17 protein-coding genes are annotated in these 18,064 nt (G+C 65.6%); 2 read left to right on the top strand and 15 right to left on the bottom strand.

Annotated elements, in window-relative coordinates; translation table 11 throughout:
* Positions 1 to 27 precede the first annotated feature (27 nt).
* From EP376_RS01760 to ftsW, 6 genes are all read right to left on the bottom strand, one after another.
* The gene (locus EP376_RS01760; RefSeq protein WP_127653811.1) at positions 28 to 291 is read right to left on the bottom strand and encodes a DUF2484 family protein; all 264 of its coding nucleotides are present in this window, start codon (positions 289 to 291) and stop codon (positions 28 to 30) included.
* Positions 288 to 554: a DUF2484 family protein gene (locus tag EP376_RS01755; protein WP_127653810.1), complete on the bottom strand. Its 267-nt coding sequence runs from the start codon at positions 552 to 554 to the stop codon at positions 288 to 290. The genes EP376_RS01760 and EP376_RS01755 overlap by 4 nt, the downstream gene beginning before the upstream one ends.
* Before the next feature lie 67 nt (positions 555 to 621).
* Positions 622 to 2,130, bottom strand: coding sequence for a hypothetical protein (locus EP376_RS01750; protein ID WP_127653809.1), 1,509 nt, complete (start codon positions 2,128 to 2,130; stop codon positions 622 to 624).
* Between the two features lie 148 nt (positions 2,131 to 2,278).
* Positions 2,279 to 3,688 (bottom strand): UDP-N-acetylmuramate--L-alanine ligase, encoded by a 1,410-nt coding sequence (gene murC, locus EP376_RS01745; protein WP_203330892.1) that lies wholly within the window; start codon positions 3,686 to 3,688, stop codon positions 2,279 to 2,281.
* Positions 3,689 to 3,705: 17 nt separating this feature from the next.
* Positions 3,706 to 4,815 (bottom strand): undecaprenyldiphospho-muramoylpentapeptide beta-N-acetylglucosaminyltransferase, encoded by a 1,110-nt coding sequence (gene murG / locus EP376_RS01740; protein WP_127653808.1) that lies wholly within the window; start codon positions 4,813 to 4,815, stop codon positions 3,706 to 3,708.
* 145 nt (positions 4,816 to 4,960) lie between these two features.
* Positions 4,961 to 6,130, bottom strand: coding sequence for a putative lipid II flippase FtsW (gene ftsW / locus EP376_RS01735; protein WP_127653807.1), 1,170 nt, complete (start codon positions 6,128 to 6,130; stop codon positions 4,961 to 4,963).
* A 131-nt stretch (positions 6,131 to 6,261) separates the two neighbouring features.
* Here ftsW and EP376_RS01730 point away from each other — a divergent pair, with 131 nt between their 5' ends.
* Complete coding sequence (locus tag EP376_RS01730) at positions 6,262 to 7,437, top strand: BaiN/RdsA family NAD(P)/FAD-dependent oxidoreductase (protein WP_127653806.1); 1,176 nt, start codon at positions 6,262 to 6,264, stop codon at positions 7,435 to 7,437.
* A 91-nt stretch (positions 7,438 to 7,528) separates the two neighbouring features.
* Here the strand turns inward: EP376_RS01730 and EP376_RS01725 are convergent, their stop codons facing one another.
* Positions 7,529 to 7,945: a VOC family protein gene (locus EP376_RS01725; protein WP_238928550.1), complete on the bottom strand. Its 417-nt coding sequence runs from the start codon at positions 7,943 to 7,945 to the stop codon at positions 7,529 to 7,531.
* Positions 7,946 to 8,062: 117 nt separating this feature from the next.
* On the opposite strand from EP376_RS01725, the gene EP376_RS01720 reads away from it, so the two are divergent.
* Positions 8,063 to 8,761 (top strand): helix-turn-helix transcriptional regulator, encoded by a 699-nt coding sequence (locus EP376_RS01720; RefSeq protein ID WP_127653805.1) that lies wholly within the window; start codon positions 8,063 to 8,065, stop codon positions 8,759 to 8,761.
* Between the two features lie 26 nt (positions 8,762 to 8,787).
* Here the strand turns inward: EP376_RS01720 and murD are convergent, their stop codons facing one another.
* The 8 genes from murD to rsmH form a co-directional block, all read right to left on the bottom strand.
* Entirely contained in the window at positions 8,788 to 10,179 is a 1,392-nt protein-coding gene (gene murD, locus EP376_RS01715; RefSeq protein ID WP_127653804.1) for a UDP-N-acetylmuramoyl-L-alanine--D-glutamate ligase, read from the bottom strand.
* Positions 10,180 to 10,336: 157 nt separating this feature from the next.
* Positions 10,337 to 10,729 (bottom strand): ACT domain-containing protein, encoded by a 393-nt coding sequence (locus EP376_RS01710; RefSeq protein ID WP_240652423.1) that lies wholly within the window; start codon positions 10,727 to 10,729, stop codon positions 10,337 to 10,339.
* Positions 10,726 to 11,808, bottom strand: a complete 1,083-nt coding sequence (mraY, locus tag EP376_RS01705; protein ID WP_127653803.1) for a phospho-N-acetylmuramoyl-pentapeptide-transferase — start codon at positions 11,806 to 11,808, stop codon at positions 10,726 to 10,728. The genes EP376_RS01710 and mraY overlap by 4 nt, the downstream gene beginning before the upstream one ends.
* Positions 11,809 to 13,269, bottom strand: a complete 1,461-nt coding sequence (locus EP376_RS01700) for a UDP-N-acetylmuramoyl-tripeptide--D-alanyl-D-alanine ligase (protein ID WP_127653802.1) — start codon at positions 13,267 to 13,269, stop codon at positions 11,809 to 11,811. It lies immediately after the preceding gene.
* A gap of 100 nt (positions 13,270 to 13,369) precedes the next feature.
* Positions 13,370 to 14,899 (bottom strand): UDP-N-acetylmuramoyl-L-alanyl-D-glutamate--2,6-diaminopimelate ligase, encoded by a 1,530-nt coding sequence (locus EP376_RS01695; RefSeq protein WP_127653801.1) that lies wholly within the window; start codon positions 14,897 to 14,899, stop codon positions 13,370 to 13,372.
* 31 nt (positions 14,900 to 14,930) lie between these two features.
* Entirely contained in the window at positions 14,931 to 16,733 is a 1,803-nt protein-coding gene (locus tag EP376_RS01690) for a peptidoglycan D,D-transpeptidase FtsI family protein (RefSeq protein WP_127653800.1), read from the bottom strand.
* Entirely contained in the window at positions 16,730 to 17,086 is a 357-nt protein-coding gene (gene ftsL / locus EP376_RS01685) for a cell division protein FtsL (protein ID WP_127653799.1), read from the bottom strand. Before ftsL ends, EP376_RS01690 begins: the two co-directional genes overlap by 4 nt.
* Positions 17,086 to 18,063 carry a 16S rRNA (cytosine(1402)-N(4))-methyltransferase RsmH gene (gene rsmH / locus EP376_RS01680; RefSeq protein WP_127653798.1) on the bottom strand — a complete coding sequence of 326 codons (978 nt, stop codon included), beginning with the start codon at positions 18,061 to 18,063 and terminating at the stop codon, positions 17,086 to 17,088. Before rsmH ends, ftsL begins: the two co-directional genes overlap by 1 nt.
* Between the last annotated feature and the right edge of the window lies 1 nt (position 18,064).

Below are 18,064 nucleotides of genomic sequence, written 5' to 3'. Positions count from 1 at the left end.
TCAATCACCGTGTGCCGCGACGCCCGCTCAGTTGCGTTCGGCGCTGCGGCCCAGCCGGGCGCGCAGCCAGCGGCCCAGATAGATCACCGGCCAGCGCAGGACGCTCGCGCCGGCGGCCAGAAGCGCAAGCCCGACCCATGGTCCGTTCTGATAGGTGACAAAGCCGATCAGCGGCACACCGATGGCGATCAAAAGATAGGCCCGGCGCCAATGGTTGTCGCGGCTGGGGATCAGGGCGAGGATATTGGCCAGGATCAGCCAGCTGAGGGCGAGGATCAGCGACAGGCTCATCGGCGCAACTCCGGCGGCAACTCCGGCGTCTTTCCCCGCGCCCGCGCAATCAGGTAGCGCAAGGGGTTGCGCATCATCGAGGCAAAGGCCGCGAGGCCCACCAGCGTCCAGATCCAGCCGTTTTCATAGCCGATCCAGATCATGATCACCGGCGCCGACAACAACAGGATCGACCCGGGAACCATCTGCCCCCGCATCGGCAGCATTGCCGTGACGGCGCCGACGAACACCCAGATACAACCCGCGATGATGGAGAGGTTCATGTCAGGACCCGCCCTCTAGATCCTAGGATTCGCAAATAAGGAACCGGACTTTTCCACTCACTAATACTCATCCGCCTATCCCCGGAAAGCCGCCGGAACCAAATAAATTCAAGACGCCATCAACCCAGTTTGCACCTTCGCCAGCCATTTCCTGCGCTGCGTCGATGCCTCTATCGATGCTGGACAACTGGTTACCCGCCTCTGCTGCTCTCTTCAGCATTGAATCGCTTTGCTCCTTGTCGGCTGGTTTCATGTCCGCCTGGCGCATGGCCCGCGCCCCGCGAGGGATCACGGCGATCATGAAGTACCATGCATGCTTCTTGGCGTCCTCGCTGCTGGCCGAGTCGAGGATGGTGTTGATCGCAAGGGCAGCGGTCGCCCTTAAATGACCGTCGGCATTCTCATGAAGGCCAGCACACAAGCGTAGTGCAACGATCTTTTGCTCAAAACTGAACAGCTCTGTCCGCACTGCAATCCGATGTCGCTGGGTCTCCAGAACCTCAGGTGAGGCGATACATATATCCTCGCAACTTGTGGCGAGCTCGTCCATCAGCCGCCCGGAAGGGCCTTCCGGCGGAAACCCCTCCGCCCGCGCGATTCGCCCCATTGCGCGACGGGCAAGTTCCATAGAATCAAACAACTTGAGTGGATCGGTTCTGTGTCGCCTCAGATCGCGTCGGATATCGGCAATGACAGGGGCAAATGCCGATTGCATCTGTTCACCGATCTTGTTCGGGCTCTTGTCCTTGCGGCACCCCGCGGTAAAATCCTTCGCGGCCTGCCTTATGCGGTCAACAATATCAGTTAGATCAACGGTCTCAGCTGGCACAGAAACCAGCTTCTTCTTTGCAGGATCGGCTTCAATCCGGTTCGCATAAGGGTGCTGTTCAATGAAGGCTTCAAGCTTCTGCCCCGCCTCCCACTCCGCGACGATTTCGGCGATGCGGATGTTCACTTCGGCGTCGGTGCCGTCCCAGAAGGTGTCCGGGTCCCAGTCTTCGCCGTCTTCGACCTCGGGCTGAAGCGCGATTTTTTCGAGGAGGTCCATGGGCTGGGGGAGGCCGTCGTGGGCGCGGCGGTACCAGTCGGTCCAGAAGGCCCAGGGGCCGTTCGGGCGGCTGGCGCTGTCGCGCTGCCAATCGGACCAGCCCAGATCGGGCACCGGATCAGACCAGAGCGCAAGGTCATCGGGCGGATTGCCGTTCTTTAGATAGTCGACATCCCGCTGGAGGGCGGTGGCGGTGGCGGCGGCGCGGGCGGCGGCGCCGGCGGAGGCGGAGGCGGTGGCGCGGGCGGAGGCGGAGGCGGCGGCGCGGGCGGCGGCGGCGCCGGCGGAGGCGGCGTAGGTGGCGTAGGTGGCGGCGCGATTTATCTTGGGGGTTGGCACAAGAGCCGCAACCCCCAAGATAAGATTTGCTCGCAATACAGGGCTCGCTGTCAAATCATGATTCTGTGTGGCCTGCCACCACAGAGGCAAGACCCGCATCGCGCAACGGTGGGCGATCCAGACGGCCTCCTGCCGCCGGGTCTCCTCGGGCCGCGCGTTCAGCCAGTCTTCCAGCTCCTCCGGGGTCATCCACCCTGCCCCGCCCTGTCAACACCGCTCCAGAAGTGCAAAGCGTCCGCCCGGCTGGGTGCGTAGCGCGTCCGCAATGAGGCGGGCGGGCGCGTGCCGGCCGCTGGCGCGACAGGCGGTTTGCGTGGCCAACGGGACGCGCGCGCCGTCACCCACCCAGCCTTTCGGGCAGGCGGTTGGCCCATGTGCTGATCGTGCCCGCGCCGAGGCAGACGACGATGTCGCCGGGGCGGGCCTGTTCGCGCACGAGGCGGGCGAGGTCTTCTTCGTCGATCACGGCGCGGGCGTGGCGGTGGCCATGGCGGATGAGGCCCGCGACCAGATCATCGCGCGAGGCACCGGGGATCGGGTCTTCTCCGGCGGCGAAGACTTCGGATATGCCCACCACGTCGGCTTCGTTGAAACAGGCGCAAAACTCGTCGAAGTGATGCGAGAGCCGGGAATAGCGGTGCGGCTGGTGCACGGCGATCACGCGGGCGTCGTCGGTGTCAGCCACAGCCTGACGCGCGGCCTTGAGCACGGCCGCGATCTCGACCGGGTGGTGGCCGTAATCGTCGATGATGGTCACGCCGTTCACCTCGCCCACCTTGGTGAAGCGGCGGTTGACGCCTGCGAAACCCGCCAGCGCCTCGCGGATTTCCTCGCGCTTCATGCCAAGGTGGCGGGCGACGGCCACAGCGGCCAGCGCGTTGGAGACGTTGTGATTGCCGGGCATCGGCAGGGTGCAGCCCTCGATCAGCGCACCTTCGGATTGCAAGGCGATGTCGAAATGCGCGGCCCCCGCGCGATAAGTCAGGTTCACCGCGCGCACATCGGCCTGCGCGTTGAAACCATAGGTCAGGACGCGCCTGTCGGTGATCTTGCCCACAAGCGTCTGCACGTCGGGATCGTCGGTGCAGCAGATGGCCAGACCATAGAACGGGATGTTCGATACGAAGTCGAGAAAGCCCCGATGCAGGTTCTCCTCGGTGCCCCAATGCTCCATATGCTCGGGGTCGATGTTGGTGACGATGGCGATGGTGGCGGGCAGCCGGTTGAAGGTGCCGTCGCTTTCGTCGGCCTCGACGACCATCCACTCGCCCTGCCCCATCCGCGCGTTCGAGCCGAAGCGGTGGATGATCCCGCCATTGACGACCGTGGGGTCATAGTTCCCGGCGTCCAGTAGCGTGGCGACCATCGTCGTGGTCGTCGTCTTGCCATGGGTGCCGGCGACGGCCACGTTGGATTTCAGCCGCATCAGTTCGGCCAGCATCTCGGCCCGGCGCACGATGGGAAGGCCCCGGCGGCGCGCCTCGTCCAGTTCGGGATTGCCCGGCTTGATCGCCGAGGAGATCACGACAACCTCGGCTTCGGCGAGGTTCGCCGCATCCTGCCCTTCGAAGATCAGCGCACCCATGGCCTGAAGCCGGTCGGTGATCTTCGAGGTCTTGGCATCCGAACCCTGCACGACGTAGCCGAGGTTGAGAAGCACCTCGGCGATACCCGACATGCCGATCCCGCCGATGCCCACGAAATGAATGGGCCCAACATCGAGGGGGAGTTTGGTTGCTGCCGACATCAGGGGGGCTCCGTCCATCATTGTTTTTCTTCCTTTTGCAGTCCGGCCAGTTGTTCCACAAGGGCCGCAAGCCGCTCGGCCGCGTCCGGCACCGAGGTGCCGAGCGCCGCTTGGGCCATGTGCCGGGCCTTGTCCGGGTTCTCGAGAATGTCTGCGATCGCGCGGGCCAGCGTGGCTTTGGTCAGATCGGCTTCGGGGATGAGCGTCGCGGCCCCCGCCTCGACGAGGCCCCGGGCATTGGCGCTTTGTTCGTCGCGGATCGCGGAGGCGAGCGGGATGAAGATCGCGGGCCGCCCGACAACGGCGACATCCGCCACGGTCGAGGCGCCGGCGCGGCTGATCAGAAGCTGGCATTCGGCAAGCCGGTCGGGCACATCGGTGATGAAGGTGTGCAGATCGGCGGCAATCCCGGCATCGGCATAGAACCCCGCCACGCGGTCGAGGTCTTCTTCGCGCGCCTGCTGACAGATCCGGACCCTGGCGCGCAGGGCCTCCGGTAGGGCCGCGATCGCACCCGGCACCACGTCCGACAGGATCCGGGCGCCCTGGCTGCCACCCATCACGAGGATCTCCATCGGGTGATCGCCCGGCGCAATATAGGGCGCGCCCGCCCGTTTCAGGACGGCAGATCGGACAGGATTGCCGGTGTGCACGCCTTCGACACCGGCGGGCAACTCGGTGGGCCATGTGCCGCAGGCGATGCGATGGACCCTGCGGGCGAACAGCTGGTTGACCCGGCCGAGGACACCGTTTTGTTCATGGATCATGCGCGGGCGCCGCAGCAGCCAGGCGGCGGCCATGGCCGGGATCGCCGGATAGCCGCCGAAGCCCACGATCACCGCGGGCTTGTCGGCAAGCATCTGGCGGACGGCGCTGGCGATCCCGACGGCGATCCGGAACGGCACGGCAAGCTTGGCCAGCGGCCCACCGCGCGCGAATGTGGCGCTGCGCACGACGCCGATCTCGACAGCTTCGGGAAAGCCGCCGGTATAGCGCGCGCCGCGCGGATCGGTCGACAGCCGCACCCGCCAGCCCCGCTCGAGCATCGTCTCGGCAAGGGCCTGCGCGGGAAACATATGTCCCCCTGTTCCTCCCGCCGCGATGACAAGAAGCGGAGTCGTCGTCATCTTCACCCCCGGATCGACAAGGTCATTGGTCCGGAGAACCAGGTCGCCGGACCCCCGGTCGACATTCTGGAATGTCGGGCGGGATGCCAAAATTTCGAAATTTTGGCCCGCGCCGTCAGCGGCAGGACGAAGATCGTCCCGTCTCTCACCGGCCCCGACCCCGACCCAGAACGTCGGCGATCTCGCCCTGCGGGCGCGATCGGGTAAAGGCAAGAAGCATGCCAACGGTGATACCGCCCGCGATCAGGGATGACCCGCCATAGCTCACGAAGGGAAGCGTCATGCCCTTGGCGGGCAGAAGCCGGACCGCGACCCCCATGTTGATCATCGCCTGCACGCCGAAGGCGCAGGCGAGCCCTGTGCCCGCCAGCCGGATGAAGGTGTCCCGCTCGCGGATCAGCCGAAAGAGCGACCGCACCACGATCGTGGCATAGAGCAGGATGATCACGAGAACACAGATCAACCCGTATTCCTCGGCCGCGACGGCGATGATGAAATCGGTATGCGCGTCGGGCAACGACCATTTCACCTGCCCCTCGCCCACGCCGACCCCGAAGAAACCGCCCTCACGGATGGCATTCGTGGCATAACCCAGCTGTGTCGTGGGATCGACATCGGCCGACAGAAACCCGTCGATCCGGCGGGCGAAATGTTCGGAATTGTTGTAGGCGAACGTGCCGGCCAGCACGACGCCCGCCGCCAGCGTCACCAGAAGGGTCATCGGCGCACCGGCCACGAAATACATGACGCCCCACGCAAAAAGGATCAGGGCGGCCTGTCCGAAATCGGGCTGCAGCGCCAGAAGCGCGACGATCAGGATCGTCAGGACGAAGGAATAGGTCTTGCCCGGCGGTCCGCCGATCTCCTGCCCCGCGGCCATGAACCATGCGGCGGCTACGACGAAACCGGGCTTGAGGAATTCCGAGGGCTGCACGCTGGCAAAGCCGAGGCTGTACCACCGGGTCGCCCCCTTGCCGAAATCGGTGCCGAAAAACGGCAGGAGCGCCAGCGAGGCCAGCGCAATGCCAAAGCCCAGCACCGCAAGCCTGCGCACCAGAATCGGCGACATCATCGAAGTGATCAGCATCGCCACGATCGCGGCACCGCCGAAGATCGACTGTCGGATGACATAGTGGAACGGCTCCAGCCCGTTGCGCGCCGCAAGCGGCGGCGAGGCCGCAAGCCCGAGCATCAGCCCGATCCCGAACAGCAGGAAAATGCACGTCATCGACCATTTGTCGATCGTGCGCCACCAGCGTGGAAGAACAGGATCCCCGGATGCCACCGGGGCCGTTCCATAGACCATTTCCGTCATGGAGCTACCGCTTCTGCCTCGAACTGCCCGGGTTCATCCCGGATCTGACGCTTATGATAACGCCAATGGCCCCACTTGGCCAGAGTTTTGCCCATTGCACCCGGCGAGACTTCGGGGCAGGCCAAGGGATCATGAAGTTACGCACTCTCATCCTTGGCGCAGGGGCCGCGGGGCTCTTTTGCGCGGCTCATGCCGGGCCCGACACGCTGGTGATCGATCACGCCCGCGCGCCGGGCGAGAAGATCCGTATCTCGGGCGGCGGGCGCTGCAACTTCACCAACCTCGAATGCGGGCCGCATGCTTTTCTGGGCCGCAACCCGCATTTCCACAAATCCGCGCTCAGCCGCTATACCCAGTGGGATTTCCTCGACCTCGTCGGCCGGCATGGGATCGCATGGCACGAAAAGACGCTGGGCCAGCTGTTCTGCGACGACAGCTCTCGCCAGATCGTCGCGATGCTGGTGTCCGAGATGGAACAGGCGGGCGCCCGGCTCTGGCTGCGCACCGAACTGCGCGAGCTGACCCATGACGGCGCGGCCTTCCGCGCCCGGCTGGAGCGGGAGGGCAAACAGATCGAGGTCGAGGCCCGGAACCTCGTGCTTGCAACGGGGGGCAAGTCGATCCCCAAGATGGGGGCGACGGGGCTCTCCTATGACATCGCGCGCCAGTTCGGGCTGGCGGTGACGGAGACCCGCCCCGCGCTTGTGCCGCTGACCTTTCCCGACCGCGCATTCGCCGATCTCGCGGGCGTGGCGGCGCCCGTGCGCGCCACGGCGGGTGGCGCCAGTTTTGACGAGGCGCTTCTCTTTTCCCATCGCGGGCTGACCGGCCCCGCGATCCTTCAGGTGTCGAGTTACTGGCGCGAGGGCGAGCCAGTCGAGATCGACCTGCTCCCCGATCAGGACCTGCGCGGTCTGCTGGCCTCGGCGCGGCGGGTCTCGGGCAAACGGCAGGCCGCGACCCTGATGTCGGCCCACCTGCCGCAGCGGCTGGTCGACAGGCTCTCGCCCGATCTGGGGCTGACCCGCCGGGCGGGCGATCTGTCGGACGCGGCCATCGACGAGATTGCCTCAGCCCTGCACCGCTGGACCCTGCGGCCCAACGGCACCGAAGGCTATCGCACGGCAGAGGTCACGCTGGGCGGGATCGACACCGATGGCCTGTCCTCCAAGACGATGGAAGCCCGCACCCTGCCCGGCCTCTATGCCATCGGCGAGGCCGTGGATGTGACCGGCTGGCTGGGGGGCTACAATTTCCAATGGGCCTGGTCTTCGGGATTTGCAGCGGGTCAGGCGATCCGGGGCTAGGTGAGGCCGCATGCATCCTGTGGCCCTTCGATCCGACAGATGATGATTTGATTTTGTCCGATCCGGTGAGCCGGGCTCTTTGCAAAACGCTTCAGTCCGACAAGCACAGTTTGTTGCCGTCAAGGTCCCTCACATATGCTGAAAACCTTGGTCCCCTTTGATCGGGTGCACCCTCGCACTGTCCACCGAGATCGACGGCGCGTTGATGCATCCGCTTGACCTCGTCAATCGTTCCGACGCTGAAGCCAATCATCGTTCCGTTGCCATGCGTCGCCGGCTGTCCGTCAAACGGAAGCGCGGCGGCGAAGGCAAAATCCTCTCCCAGCCAGTAGGTCATCCTGTCATTCGGCACGACGCGTTTGACGCCCAGTCCGACAAAGAGTGAGTCGTAGAACACGATTGCGGCAGTCATGTTGTTCGTTCCGAGAACGGTGTAATTCATTTTCATCGGGCAATGTCCTTCGGTCCATCTCAGCATCTGGTTTCTGTGTTTGAAGGCCAGCGACAAGCGCGGCCAAGGATTATGCGGACCCTTGCACCGCAATGTCCGGATATTGTTTAATAAGACAATTTGTGTCCTATTTCTTTCATGACACGTTCGAATGCGATCGGCAGACTACGCCGGATGGAATTGCTAGCCGTCCAGCTCAAGCAGAACGGACACTGCACCATCGAGGACCTGGCACGAATGCATCAGGTCAGCCCCCGAACCATTGCCCGTGATATCGCGCTGATGCGGGAGCAGGGAATGCAGATCGACGCCGACCGAGGGCGCGGCGGCGGCGTGCGGCTGGACCGCAGATGGGGCGTCGGCCGGATCAATCTGGACTATGCCGAGGCTGTCGATCTGCTGATCAGCATCGCTGTTGCCGAACAGATGAATTCGCCCATTTTCCTTGCCGGTCTTGGCTCCGTCAGGCGGCAACTGGCGGCCTCTTTTTCGCCGGAGAAGCGCGATCGGATCGACGCACTGAAGTCGCGCATCCTGATCGGCGTAACCGCGTCCACCTATGTACAGGCCAGTTTCAACAGCCCGTCGGAACGGGTTGTTCGGACATTGCATCAGGCATTCGTCGATCTGGAGACGCTCGACATCGACTATGAAAGAGAAGATGGCGAAGCGTCGAAGCGCAAGATCGAACCGCACTACATGCTATTGAAGTATCCAGTATGGTATGTTGTCGCTTGGGATCACCTGAAAGATGCCGCCCGCACATTCCGGTGCGACCGGATCAACGCGGCCAGACGCAGCGGCATCACGTTCCGGTTGCGGCCGCAGCGCTACTTTGCGCCTTTGCAAGACGGTGATGCCCCCCCGATGTGACCCACTGGGGTTTGTAGTCGAACCTGTCAGAGCCGCGCACGGACCTCTTGCGTGAAATCCTCGCCGCGTTTCTCGAAGCTGTCGTATTGGTCGAAACTGGCAGCGGCGGGGGCCAGCAGGACCGTGTCGCCGGGCTCGGCCTCGTCCATGGCGCGGGCCACCGCGACCTCCATCGTGGTGCAGATCTCGGTCTCGATGCCGGGCAACTGGCGCGCGAAGGCTTCGGCCTCGCGCCCGATGACATAGGCCTTGACGACCGCGTCGGTGGCCCCGGCTAGGCCCTCGAGCCCCCCCTCTTTCTGCAGGCCGCCACAGATCCAGCGGATGCGGGGAAAGGCCGACAGCGCCTTGGCGGCGGCGTCCACGTTCGTGGCCTTGCTGTCGTTGACATAGGCCACGCCGCCGGCCTCGGCGATGCGCTGGCTGCGGTGCGGAAGACCCGCAAAGCTGTGCATGGCGGCCTCGATGTTGCGCGGCCCGATCCCGAGCGCACGGGTCGCGGCATAGGCGGCGCAGGCGTTCTGGTGGTTGTGGGCCCCCGGGAGCCCCGCCATCCCGCGCAGATCGATGGAGGCCACCTGCCGGCCCTTGCGCCATTCGGTCAGGAACCCCTTACGGGCGAAGACCATCCAGCCCTCGCCCGCCAGCTTTCCGGCGGCCGAGATGCGGATCACCCGGTCGTCCCCCGGCCCTTCGGACAGCTGGTTGGCAAGGTAGCGGCCCTCGTGTTCATCCACACCGATCACGGCGCGATCCGGGCCGCCCTCGGCGAAGAGGCGCCGCTTGGCCGCGAAATATCCGCCCAGCCCCGCATGCCGATCAAGGTGATCGGGCGAGAGGTTAGTGAGGACAGCCACGTCGGGCGTCAGCGCGCGGGCAAGGTCGGTCTGGTAGCTGGACAGCTCCAGCACCACGACCTCCCCGTCGCGGGGCGGGTCGATATCGAGCACGCCGCGCCCGATATTGCCGGCCAGCTGCGTGGGACGCCCGGCCTCCTCAAGCACATGATGGGTGAGCGCCGCGGTCGTCGACTTGCCGTTCGAGCCGGTGATGGCGATGACGCGCGGTGCGGTGTCGAATTCCTCGTAATCTTCGGTCGCGAAGGAGCGAAAGAAGAGGCCAATGTCGTTGTCGACCGGCACGCCGGCGGCCCAGGCCGCCGCGATGGCCGGGTGCGGCGCGGGATAGAGATGCGGGATGCCGGGCGAGGTGACCAGAAGATCGACGCCCTCGAAGGCTCGGTCCCGGGTCAGATCGACGAGCGTCACGCCCTCCGCCCTGTCCCGGGCGGCGGCACCATCGTCCCAGGCCATGACCTCGGCTCCGCCCGCCTCGAGTGCGGCGATGGTCGCCAGACCCGTGCGTCCTAGCCCAAGAACCGCCACCTTGCGTCCCGCATATCCGCGCACCGGAATCATCGCTCATCCTTCTGCTGTCGTCGGTCGGACCCTGACCGTTCAGGCGAGAAGGAGCAAGCCGGGTCGAATGCGGAGGCGAAGAGATGAGTATTTGGACCAACGCGAAGGGGATTGCGGTGGTCCGGGCATGGCGGAGGATCCGCGGGGGGTGAGCGGTTCAGTCAGAAGCGGCGGCGCGGGCCTCGAGGATCATCAGAGCCTCATCGCCCCGTTCGGCAGGAACGAAGGCGTGATCGTGGTGGTGACCCGCGACCATGTTGCAGGGGATGCCCGCATCGGCGAGCGCAGTGGCAACGGCCGCTGTCAGGCCGACACCGTCGAGCGCCGAATGAACCTGAAGCGTAATTTGCGCCATCTCCAGCCCGCCGGGGGCAAGTTCTGCCGGCACGATCAGGGACAGGCCTTCGGGTTCCCGGATGGTGGCAATGGCCTCGGCCCGCAGCTTGGGATCGTCGGAGGTGACGAAGACCCAGGTCCCGGGCCGCCGCACGGGCGACATGCCCGCGATCATGTCGTGGGTGTCGCGGATCGGGCGGGCCGGTCCGCTCACCGGACCTTGAGCGTGGCCAGCCCGATCATCGCGAGGATCAGGGAGATGATCCAGAACCGGATGACGATCTGGCTCTCGGACCAGCCGAGTTTCTCGTAATGGTGGTGGATGGGCGCCATGAGGAAAACGCGTTTGCCGGTCCGTTTGAAATAGAGCACCTGGATGATGACCGACAGCGCCTCGAGCACGAAGATGCCGCCGACGATGGCCAGCACGATCTCGTGCTTGGTGGCGACCGCGATGGCCCCCAGGGCGCCGCCCAGCGCAAGGCTCCCGGTATCGCCCATGAAGACGGCCGCGGGTGGCGCGTTATACCACAAGAAGCCCAGCCCCCCACCGATGAGACCGGCGGAAAAGACGAGGATCTCGCCCGAACCGGGGACGTAATGCACATCGAGATATTCGGTGAAATCGGTCCGGCCCACCGCGTAGGCGATGATCCCGAAGGTCGCGGCCGCGATCATGACCGGCATGATGGCAAGGCCGTCGAGACCGTCGGTCAGGTTGACGGCATTCGCGGCCCCCACGATCACGATGATCGAGAACGGCACGAAGAGCACGCCGAGGTTCAGAAGGAAATCCTTGAAGACGGGGAAGGCCAGCTGGTTCGTCAGCTCGACCGGGTGGTATTGGGCGGCCCACCAGCCCGCGAGCCCGGCGATGATCAGGCCCAGAAGAAGCCGGACCTTGCCCGGCACGCCCGCCGTCGTCTGTTTGGACACCTTGGCATAATCGTCGGCAAAGCCGATCAGGCCGAAGGACATCGTCACGAAGAGGATCATCCAGATATAGGGGTTGTCGAGCCGCGCCCAGAGCATCGTCGAGGTCAGCAGGGCGCCCACGATCAGCAGCCCGCCCATCGTGGGCGTGCCGGCCTTGGCGATATGCCCCGCAGGGCCGTCATCGCGGATCGGCTGGCCCCGGCCCTGCCGTTTGCGCAAGACATTGATCAGCGGGCGGCCGAACAGAAACCCGAAGATGAGCGCCGTCAGGAAGGCCCCGCCGGCCCGGAAGGTAATGTAACGGAAGAGATTGAAGAAATCGCCACCGTCGGACAGCACAGTCAACCAATACAGCATCTACTCGGCCTCTTTCTCGGGTCGGGCATCCCGTTGCCCCAGTTTTCGGATCGCGTCAACGACCCGCGAGACCTCACTGCCCTTCGATCCCTTCACCAACACGACGTCGCCGGCGTCGACGATCTGGTCGGCGCGTGCCGCCATTTCCTCGGCCGTCTCGGACCAATGGCCGCGCATGGGCTCGGGCAACGCGGCCCACAGCGCGCGCATCCGCGGGCCCACGCAGTGAACGAGATCGACGGATTGCATCGCGGGCAGCCCGGCAAGCTTGGTATGAAGGCGCATCTCGGTGGGGCCAAGTTCAAGCATGTCGCCGAGAACAGCGATGCGCCGGCCCCGGTGGACCCGGCCCACCCCGTCGCGCGGGATCGCACGGGAGAGGGTGTCGAGAGCAGCTTCCATGGAGGTGGGATTGGCGTTGAAGGCATCGTCGATAAGGGTCAGCGATTGGCCATCGCGGGCGCTGTCGAGGTGCACGGTCTCATTGGTGCCCCGCCCCCGGGGCGGCTGCCAATGGCCGAGCCCCATCACCGATTGCATCCGATCCGCCCCCAGCGCATCCGCGGCGGCCAGAACGCCAAGCGCGTTGCGGGCGAAATGCGCGCCTTCGCTCGCGACCTTGAGGACGAAATCCGCGCCGTCACCAGCCCGGGCCCGGGCGACAGTCGCACCCGCGCCGACACGAAGGTCGGTCAGGCGCATTGTCGCGCCATCGGCGGTGCCGAAGGTGACGAGACCAGCGCCCGCAGCCGTGGCGATGTCCCGCAGGATGGGGTATTCGGCGACGTCGGTCGGAAGGATCGCCGTGCCGCCCGGCTCCAGCCCCTCGACGATCGACGCCTTTTCGCGGGCAATGCCCGAGATGTCGTCGAAGGCCTCGAGATGGGCGGCGGCGATGGTCGTGATCAGCGCCACATGCGGCCGGGCCATGCGGGACAGCGGTGCGATCTCGCCGGGATGGTTCATCCCGATCTCGATCACCGCGAAGTCGGTATCGGCGGGCATCCGAGCCAGCGTCAACGGCACGCCCCAATGGTTGTTGTAGCTGGCCTCGGCGGCATGAACGCGGCCCTGTCCGGCAAGGGCCGCGCGCAACATCTCCTTGGCGGAGGTCTTGCCGACCGAGCCGGTGATCCCTGCCACGCGACCCGTGCACCGAGCGCGCCCGGCCCGGCCGAGCGCCTCGAGCGCAGTCTGAACATCCTCGACGATCAGAAGCGGCGCATCGGGCGACACGCCTTCGGGAACGCGGGAAACAAGGGCCGCGGCGGCGCCTGCCTGCAGGGCGGCGGCCACGAAATCGTGGCCGTCGCGCGCGGCACGCAGCGCGATGAACAGATCACCCGGCACCAATGTGCGGGTGTCGATCGACACGCCCATGGCAGACCAATCCTTGGTCGCCGTACCGTCTGTTGTACGGGCGGCCTCGGCAGCCGACCACAAGGCAGCCCGGCCGGTCATCGTGCCGCCTTTCGACGCCGGGCCAAATTTCCAGAAATTTGGCGGCGCCCCCAAATTTCGGGAAATTTGGGCCCGGTCGCGGCCCAAGTCTTGCACCCTCTCATATCCGTCCCTCCAGGGCCGCCACGGCCACGCTCGCCTGTTCGGCATCGTCGAAGGGCAACACGTCGGACCCTACGATCTGGCCCGTCTCATGCCCTTTGCCGCAAATCAGGAGCGCGTCGCCCGGCCCCAGCTGATCCACGCCACGCAGGATCGCTTCGGCGCGGTCCCCGATCTCGGTGACTTTCGTGCCATCACCCCGCGCAACCGCACCTGCCATGACCGCGCGGCGGATTGCGGCCGGATCCTCGGTGCGGGGATTGTCGTCGGTCACGATGACGATATCGGCGTGATCTGCCGCCGCGGCCCCCATCAGCGGCCGCTTGCCCATATCGCGATCTCCTCCCGCGCCGATGATCGCGACGATCCGGCCCATCACATGGGGACGCAGCGCGCCAAGCGCGGTCGCCACCGCATCGGGCGTATGGGCGTAATCGACAAAGACCGAGGCCCCGTTTTCGCGGGTCGCGGCCAGTTCCATCCGGCCCCGGACCGTCACCAGTTCGGGCAAGGCCGCGAAGACGGCATGCGGGTCCTCGCCCGCCGCGATGACAAGGCCCGCGGCCACCATGACGTTCTGCGCCTGGAAGCCACCGACGAGGTTGAGCCGGACCATCTGCACGCTGCCCTGCCAGTCGAACCGCAGATCCTGTCCCGTCGCATCGAACCGCTGGCCCAGAAGGCGCAGGCGCGGCACCGGCACGCCTGCCGTCCGCGCGTCGGGATCACTGCTGCCGATCCCGATCACCTCCTGGCCCCGGGCGCTGGCGATGGCGGCCATGTCGGCGCCCTTGGGATCATCGAGGTTGATCACGGCAACGCCATTGTCGTCCAGAAGCCTACCGAAGAGCGCGGCCTTCGCCTCGAAATAGGCCTCGAACGTGCCGTGGTAATCCAGGTGGTCCTGGCTGAAATTCGTGAAGCCCGCGGCAGCCAGCGTCACCCCGTCGAGGCGGCGTTGATCCAGACCGTGGGACGAGGCCTCCATCGCCACATGGGTGATGCCCGCGCGCGCGGCCTCGGCCAGAACACGCTGCAGCGTCAGCGCATCGGGCGTGGTATGGCGCAGCGGATAGGTCCAGGCCCCCTCCACGCCGGTCGTGCCCAGATTGACGGCATCGAGACCCAGGTTAAGCCAGATCTGGCGGCAGAAACTGGCCACGGACGTCTTTCCGTTGGTGCCGGTCACCGCGACCACCGTCTCGGGCTGCGGGCCGAACCACAGGGCCGCCGCGCGCGCCAATGCGGCCCGCGGATCCTCGCTCAGGACAAGCGCCGCGTCGGAGGCATCGAGTTCTGCCCGCGCGATACGGGCGCCCTCGGCATCCGTCAGGATCGCCGCGGCCCCCATGCGCAGGGCATATTGGATGAATTCCCCCCCATGGACCCGCGTCCCGGGAAGCGCGGCAAAGAGATAGCCTTCCTGAACCTCGCGGCTGTCGATGGCGATGCCACTGATCCTGGCCGGCGTGCCGCGCCGCGCCGTCAGCCCCAGATCGGCCAGGCTCAGGGACCTATCAGTGCTCATCTCGCCACCCTCCCCCTCGGGGTTCGACCGCTCAGTCGCGACTTCCCGTCAGCGTTACACCGTCGAGGCTGCCCAGTTCAACCTGCGGTCTGAGCCCAAGGAGCGGCGCCGTCCGGCGAACCATCTCGGCGGCCACGGGAACGGCCGTCCAGCCGGCGGTCCGGCGGGGTTCGGGCCCCGAGGTTTCCACCGGTTCATCCAGCGTCACCACGATCACGTATTCCGGCTCTTCGGCAGGGAACATGCCCGCGAAGGTCGCGATCACCTTGTCATCGTAATACCCGCCACCCGCTTCACGCGGTTTGTCGGCGGTGCCTGTCTTGCCGCCGATCGTATAGCCCTCGATCCGGGCGAAGGAGGCAGTGCCCCGGCTGACGACCTGCGCCAGCATATCGCGGGCGCGATCGGCGACGGGGGCCGAGACGATCCGGGGTCCCTGCTCGACCGGCCCCTGCTGTCGCAGGAGCGTGGGCGTCACCCGGGTGCCGTTCAGAAGCGAGGAATAGGCCGCCGCCAGATGCAGCGGAGAGACGGAAATGCCGTGTCCATAGGAAATCGTGATGGTCGACAGTTCCCGCCAGTTGCCGGGCAGCAAAGGCTGACCTGTCCGGCCTTCGGTCATCTCGATCGGGGTTGGCTCCAGAAGACCGAGGCTGTCGAGGAAATCGCGCTGCCGGTCCGCGCCGATCATCATGGCGATGCGGCCTGTCCCGATGTTCGAGGATTTGACGATCACGTCGGTGACGCTGAGTTCGGGGCCGTAATTGCGGAAGTCCCGGATCGGGAACCCTCCGACGCGCAGCGGGCCGGTCGTGTCGATCATGGTGTCGGGATTGACGAGCCCCAGATCCATGGCCTGCGCCACGGTGAAGATCTTGAAGACCGAGCCCAGTTCATAAACGCCCTGCAGCGCGCGATTGAACAGCGGGCTGTCGGACTGGTCGCCCTCGGTGAGGACACGGGGCCGGTTGTTGGGATCGAAATCGGGCAGGCTGGCCATGGCCATGACCTCGCCGGTGTCGATATCCATGATGATGGCGGCGGCGCCCTTGGCATTCATCAGGGTCATGCCGCCGGCCAGAACCTCTTCCAGCGCGGCCTGAACCGTCAGGTCAAGCGAAAGCGCAAGGGGCCGGCCCTCGTTGGCGGGATCGCGCAGCACCTCGTCGAAATGACGTTCGACACCGGCCACACCGATCACCTCGGCCGAACTGACGCCTTCGTTGCCATAGGAGGCACCGCCCAGAATATGGGCCGCGATCGGCCCGTTGGGATAAAGCCGCATCTCGCGCGGGCCGAACAGCAGACCGGGATCGCCGATATCGTGAACCGCCTGCATCTGTTCGGGGCTGATCTGCCGGCGGACCCAGAGAAACTTCCGCGACCCGGTGAAATCGGCATAGAGCTTTTCGGCCTCAAGTTCGGGGAAGATGCGCGCCAGTTCGCGGGCCGCGTTCGCGGGATCGATCAGGTCGTCGGGATGAGCATAGAGCGAATGGGTGTCGAAATTCGTCGCGAGGATCCGGCCGTTGCGGTCCACGATATCGGAGCGCTGCCCGATGATCGGATTGCCACTGGCCACAGCGCGCGGCTCTTCGGGATCGGTATTGGCCAGAATGCCCATCCGCGCCCCGATGGTGCCGAAGGCGATAACGAAGGCAAGGCCCAGCACCAGAAGGCGGCTTTCGGCCCGGTCGCGGGCCTTCTTCTGCATCTTTTCGTGACGAAGGCGCAGGTTTTCACGCGCGATATCATCGGGGTTTTCGCCCTGTTCCCGGGCCCGAATGATCCGGGCCAGCGGACGGAGCGGCCGGCGGAGCGCGTCGTAACTCACAGCGGGTTCTCCTCGTCGATCATGTCGGAGGACACCTCGATCGGATCGGTGATCACGCCAAGCGGCCGGATCGGATAGACCACGTTTTCGACCTGGCCGAAATTGCTGGCGGACAGGGGCAGAAGGCCCAGACGGTCGAAGTTGAGATCGGCCAGCTCGCGCAACCGGTCCGGCCGGCGCAGATAGGCCCATTCGGCCTCGAGCACATTGATGCGCACATGGGCCGCGCCGATATCGCGGTGCAGCTGGCGGACATCGGCAATCGAGGCCTGGGTGCGGTAATTCTCCTGGTAGGCCCAGAACGCGAGCCCGATCACGGTGAGAAAAGCGAAGATGTGCAACAGGCCGCGCATCAGCGAGCTCCTTTCCATTCCGGCATGCCAAGATCCCGCGGTGCGATCGTGCCCGCGGGCGCCTCGGTGCGGCGGGCCACGCGCAGGTGCGCCGACCGCGACCGGGGATTGACGGCGATCTCATCGGGGCTGGCCTCAATGGCCTTGCGATTGACCCTTTCGAAGGCCGGCACCTCATGCTCGGCCTCGGGGGCATAGCGGTTGGCGTTGCCACCCGCGCCCGAACGCAGCTGGATGAAGCGTTTGACCATGCGATCCTCGACCGAATGGAAGGTCACGACAGCCAGCAACCCGCCCGGCTTCAACGCCCTCTCGGACGCCATAAGTCCCTGATAAAGTTCACCATATTCATCGTTCACCGCAATCCGGAGCGCCTGAAAGCTGCGGGTCGCGGGATGGCTTTGGCCCGGCTTCTGACGCGGCAGGCAGGAGGCCACGACCTCGGCCAGTTCAAGCGTGCGGGACAAGGGCCGCGCCGCCACAATCGCCTTTGCGATCCGGCGCGAGGCGCGTTCCTCGCCATAGAGATAAAGAAGGTCGGCCAGCGGCCCCTCGTCCATTGTGTTCACGATATCTGCGGCGGTGGGCCCGTCACGGCCCATTCGCATGTCGAGCGGGCCGTCCTTCTGAAAGGAAAAGCCCCGCTCGGCCGTGTCGATCTGCATCGACGAGACACCAAGATCGAGAACGATCCCGTCAAGCGGTTCGCCTGCCAATTCATCAAGTCGCGAAAACGTGCCCTGCTGCATCACCAGCCGGTCGCCGTAACCCGCCGCCCAACCGGCGGCCAGATCGAAGGCCAGTGGATCGCGGTCGACCGCGATCACCTTGTCTGCGCCCGCATCAAGAAGCCTGCGCGTGTAGCCACCCGCACCGAAGGTGCCGTCCAGCCAGACCCCTGTCACCGGCGCGACAGTCTCGATCAGAGGATCGATCAGAACAGGTATATGCGGGGGATCGGCGGCAGCACTCCCCATT

The organism is Alexandriicola marinus (assembly GCF_004000435.1).
Lineage (GTDB): Bacteria > Pseudomonadota > Alphaproteobacteria > Rhodobacterales > Rhodobacteraceae > Alexandriicola > Alexandriicola marinus.
The sequence above is the reverse complement of the archived record's forward strand: the minus strand, read 5'-3'. Positions and strand labels throughout refer to the sequence as shown.

What these genes read in the sequence shown, in the direction of transcription:
- EP376_RS01695 (WP_127653801.1), bottom strand. Translation starts at nt 14,899, where the DNA reads ATGAGCACTGATAGGTCCCTGAGCCTGGCCGATCTGGGGCTGACGGCG.
- rsmH (WP_127653798.1), bottom strand. Translation starts at nt 18,063, where the DNA reads ATGGGGAGTGCTGCCGCCGATCCCCCGCATATACCTGTTCTGATCGAT.
- ftsW (WP_127653807.1), bottom strand. Translation starts at nt 6,130, where the DNA reads ATGACGGAAATGGTCTATGGAACGGCCCCGGTGGCATCCGGGGATCCT.
- EP376_RS01755 (WP_127653810.1), bottom strand. Translation starts at nt 554, where the DNA reads ATGAACCTCTCCATCATCGCGGGTTGTATCTGGGTGTTCGTCGGCGCC.
- ftsL (WP_127653799.1), bottom strand. Translation starts at nt 17,086, where the DNA reads ATGCGCGGCCTGTTGCACATCTTCGCTTTTCTCACCGTGATCGGGCTC.
- EP376_RS01720 (WP_127653805.1), top strand. Translation starts at nt 8,063, where the DNA reads ATGGAATTGCTAGCCGTCCAGCTCAAGCAGAACGGACACTGCACCATC.
- mraY (WP_127653803.1), bottom strand. Translation starts at nt 11,808, where the DNA reads ATGCTGTATTGGTTGACTGTGCTGTCCGACGGTGGCGATTTCTTCAAT.
- murG (WP_127653808.1), bottom strand. Translation starts at nt 4,815, where the DNA reads ATGACGACGACTCCGCTTCTTGTCATCGCGGCGGGAGGAACAGGGGGA.
- EP376_RS01750 (WP_127653809.1), bottom strand. Translation starts at nt 2,130, where the DNA reads ATGACCCCGGAGGAGCTGGAAGACTGGCTGAACGCGCGGCCCGAGGAG.
- EP376_RS01760 (WP_127653811.1), bottom strand. Translation starts at nt 291, where the DNA reads ATGAGCCTGTCGCTGATCCTCGCCCTCAGCTGGCTGATCCTGGCCAAT.
- murC (WP_203330892.1), bottom strand. Translation starts at nt 3,688, where the DNA reads ATGTCGGCAGCAACCAAACTCCCCCTCGATGTTGGGCCCATTCATTTC.
- EP376_RS01730 (WP_127653806.1), top strand. Translation starts at nt 6,262, where the DNA reads ATGAAGTTACGCACTCTCATCCTTGGCGCAGGGGCCGCGGGGCTCTTT.
- EP376_RS01700 (WP_127653802.1), bottom strand. Translation starts at nt 13,269, where the DNA reads ATGACCGGCCGGGCTGCCTTGTGGTCGGCTGCCGAGGCCGCCCGTACA.
- murD (WP_127653804.1), bottom strand. Translation starts at nt 10,179, where the DNA reads ATGATTCCGGTGCGCGGATATGCGGGACGCAAGGTGGCGGTTCTTGGG.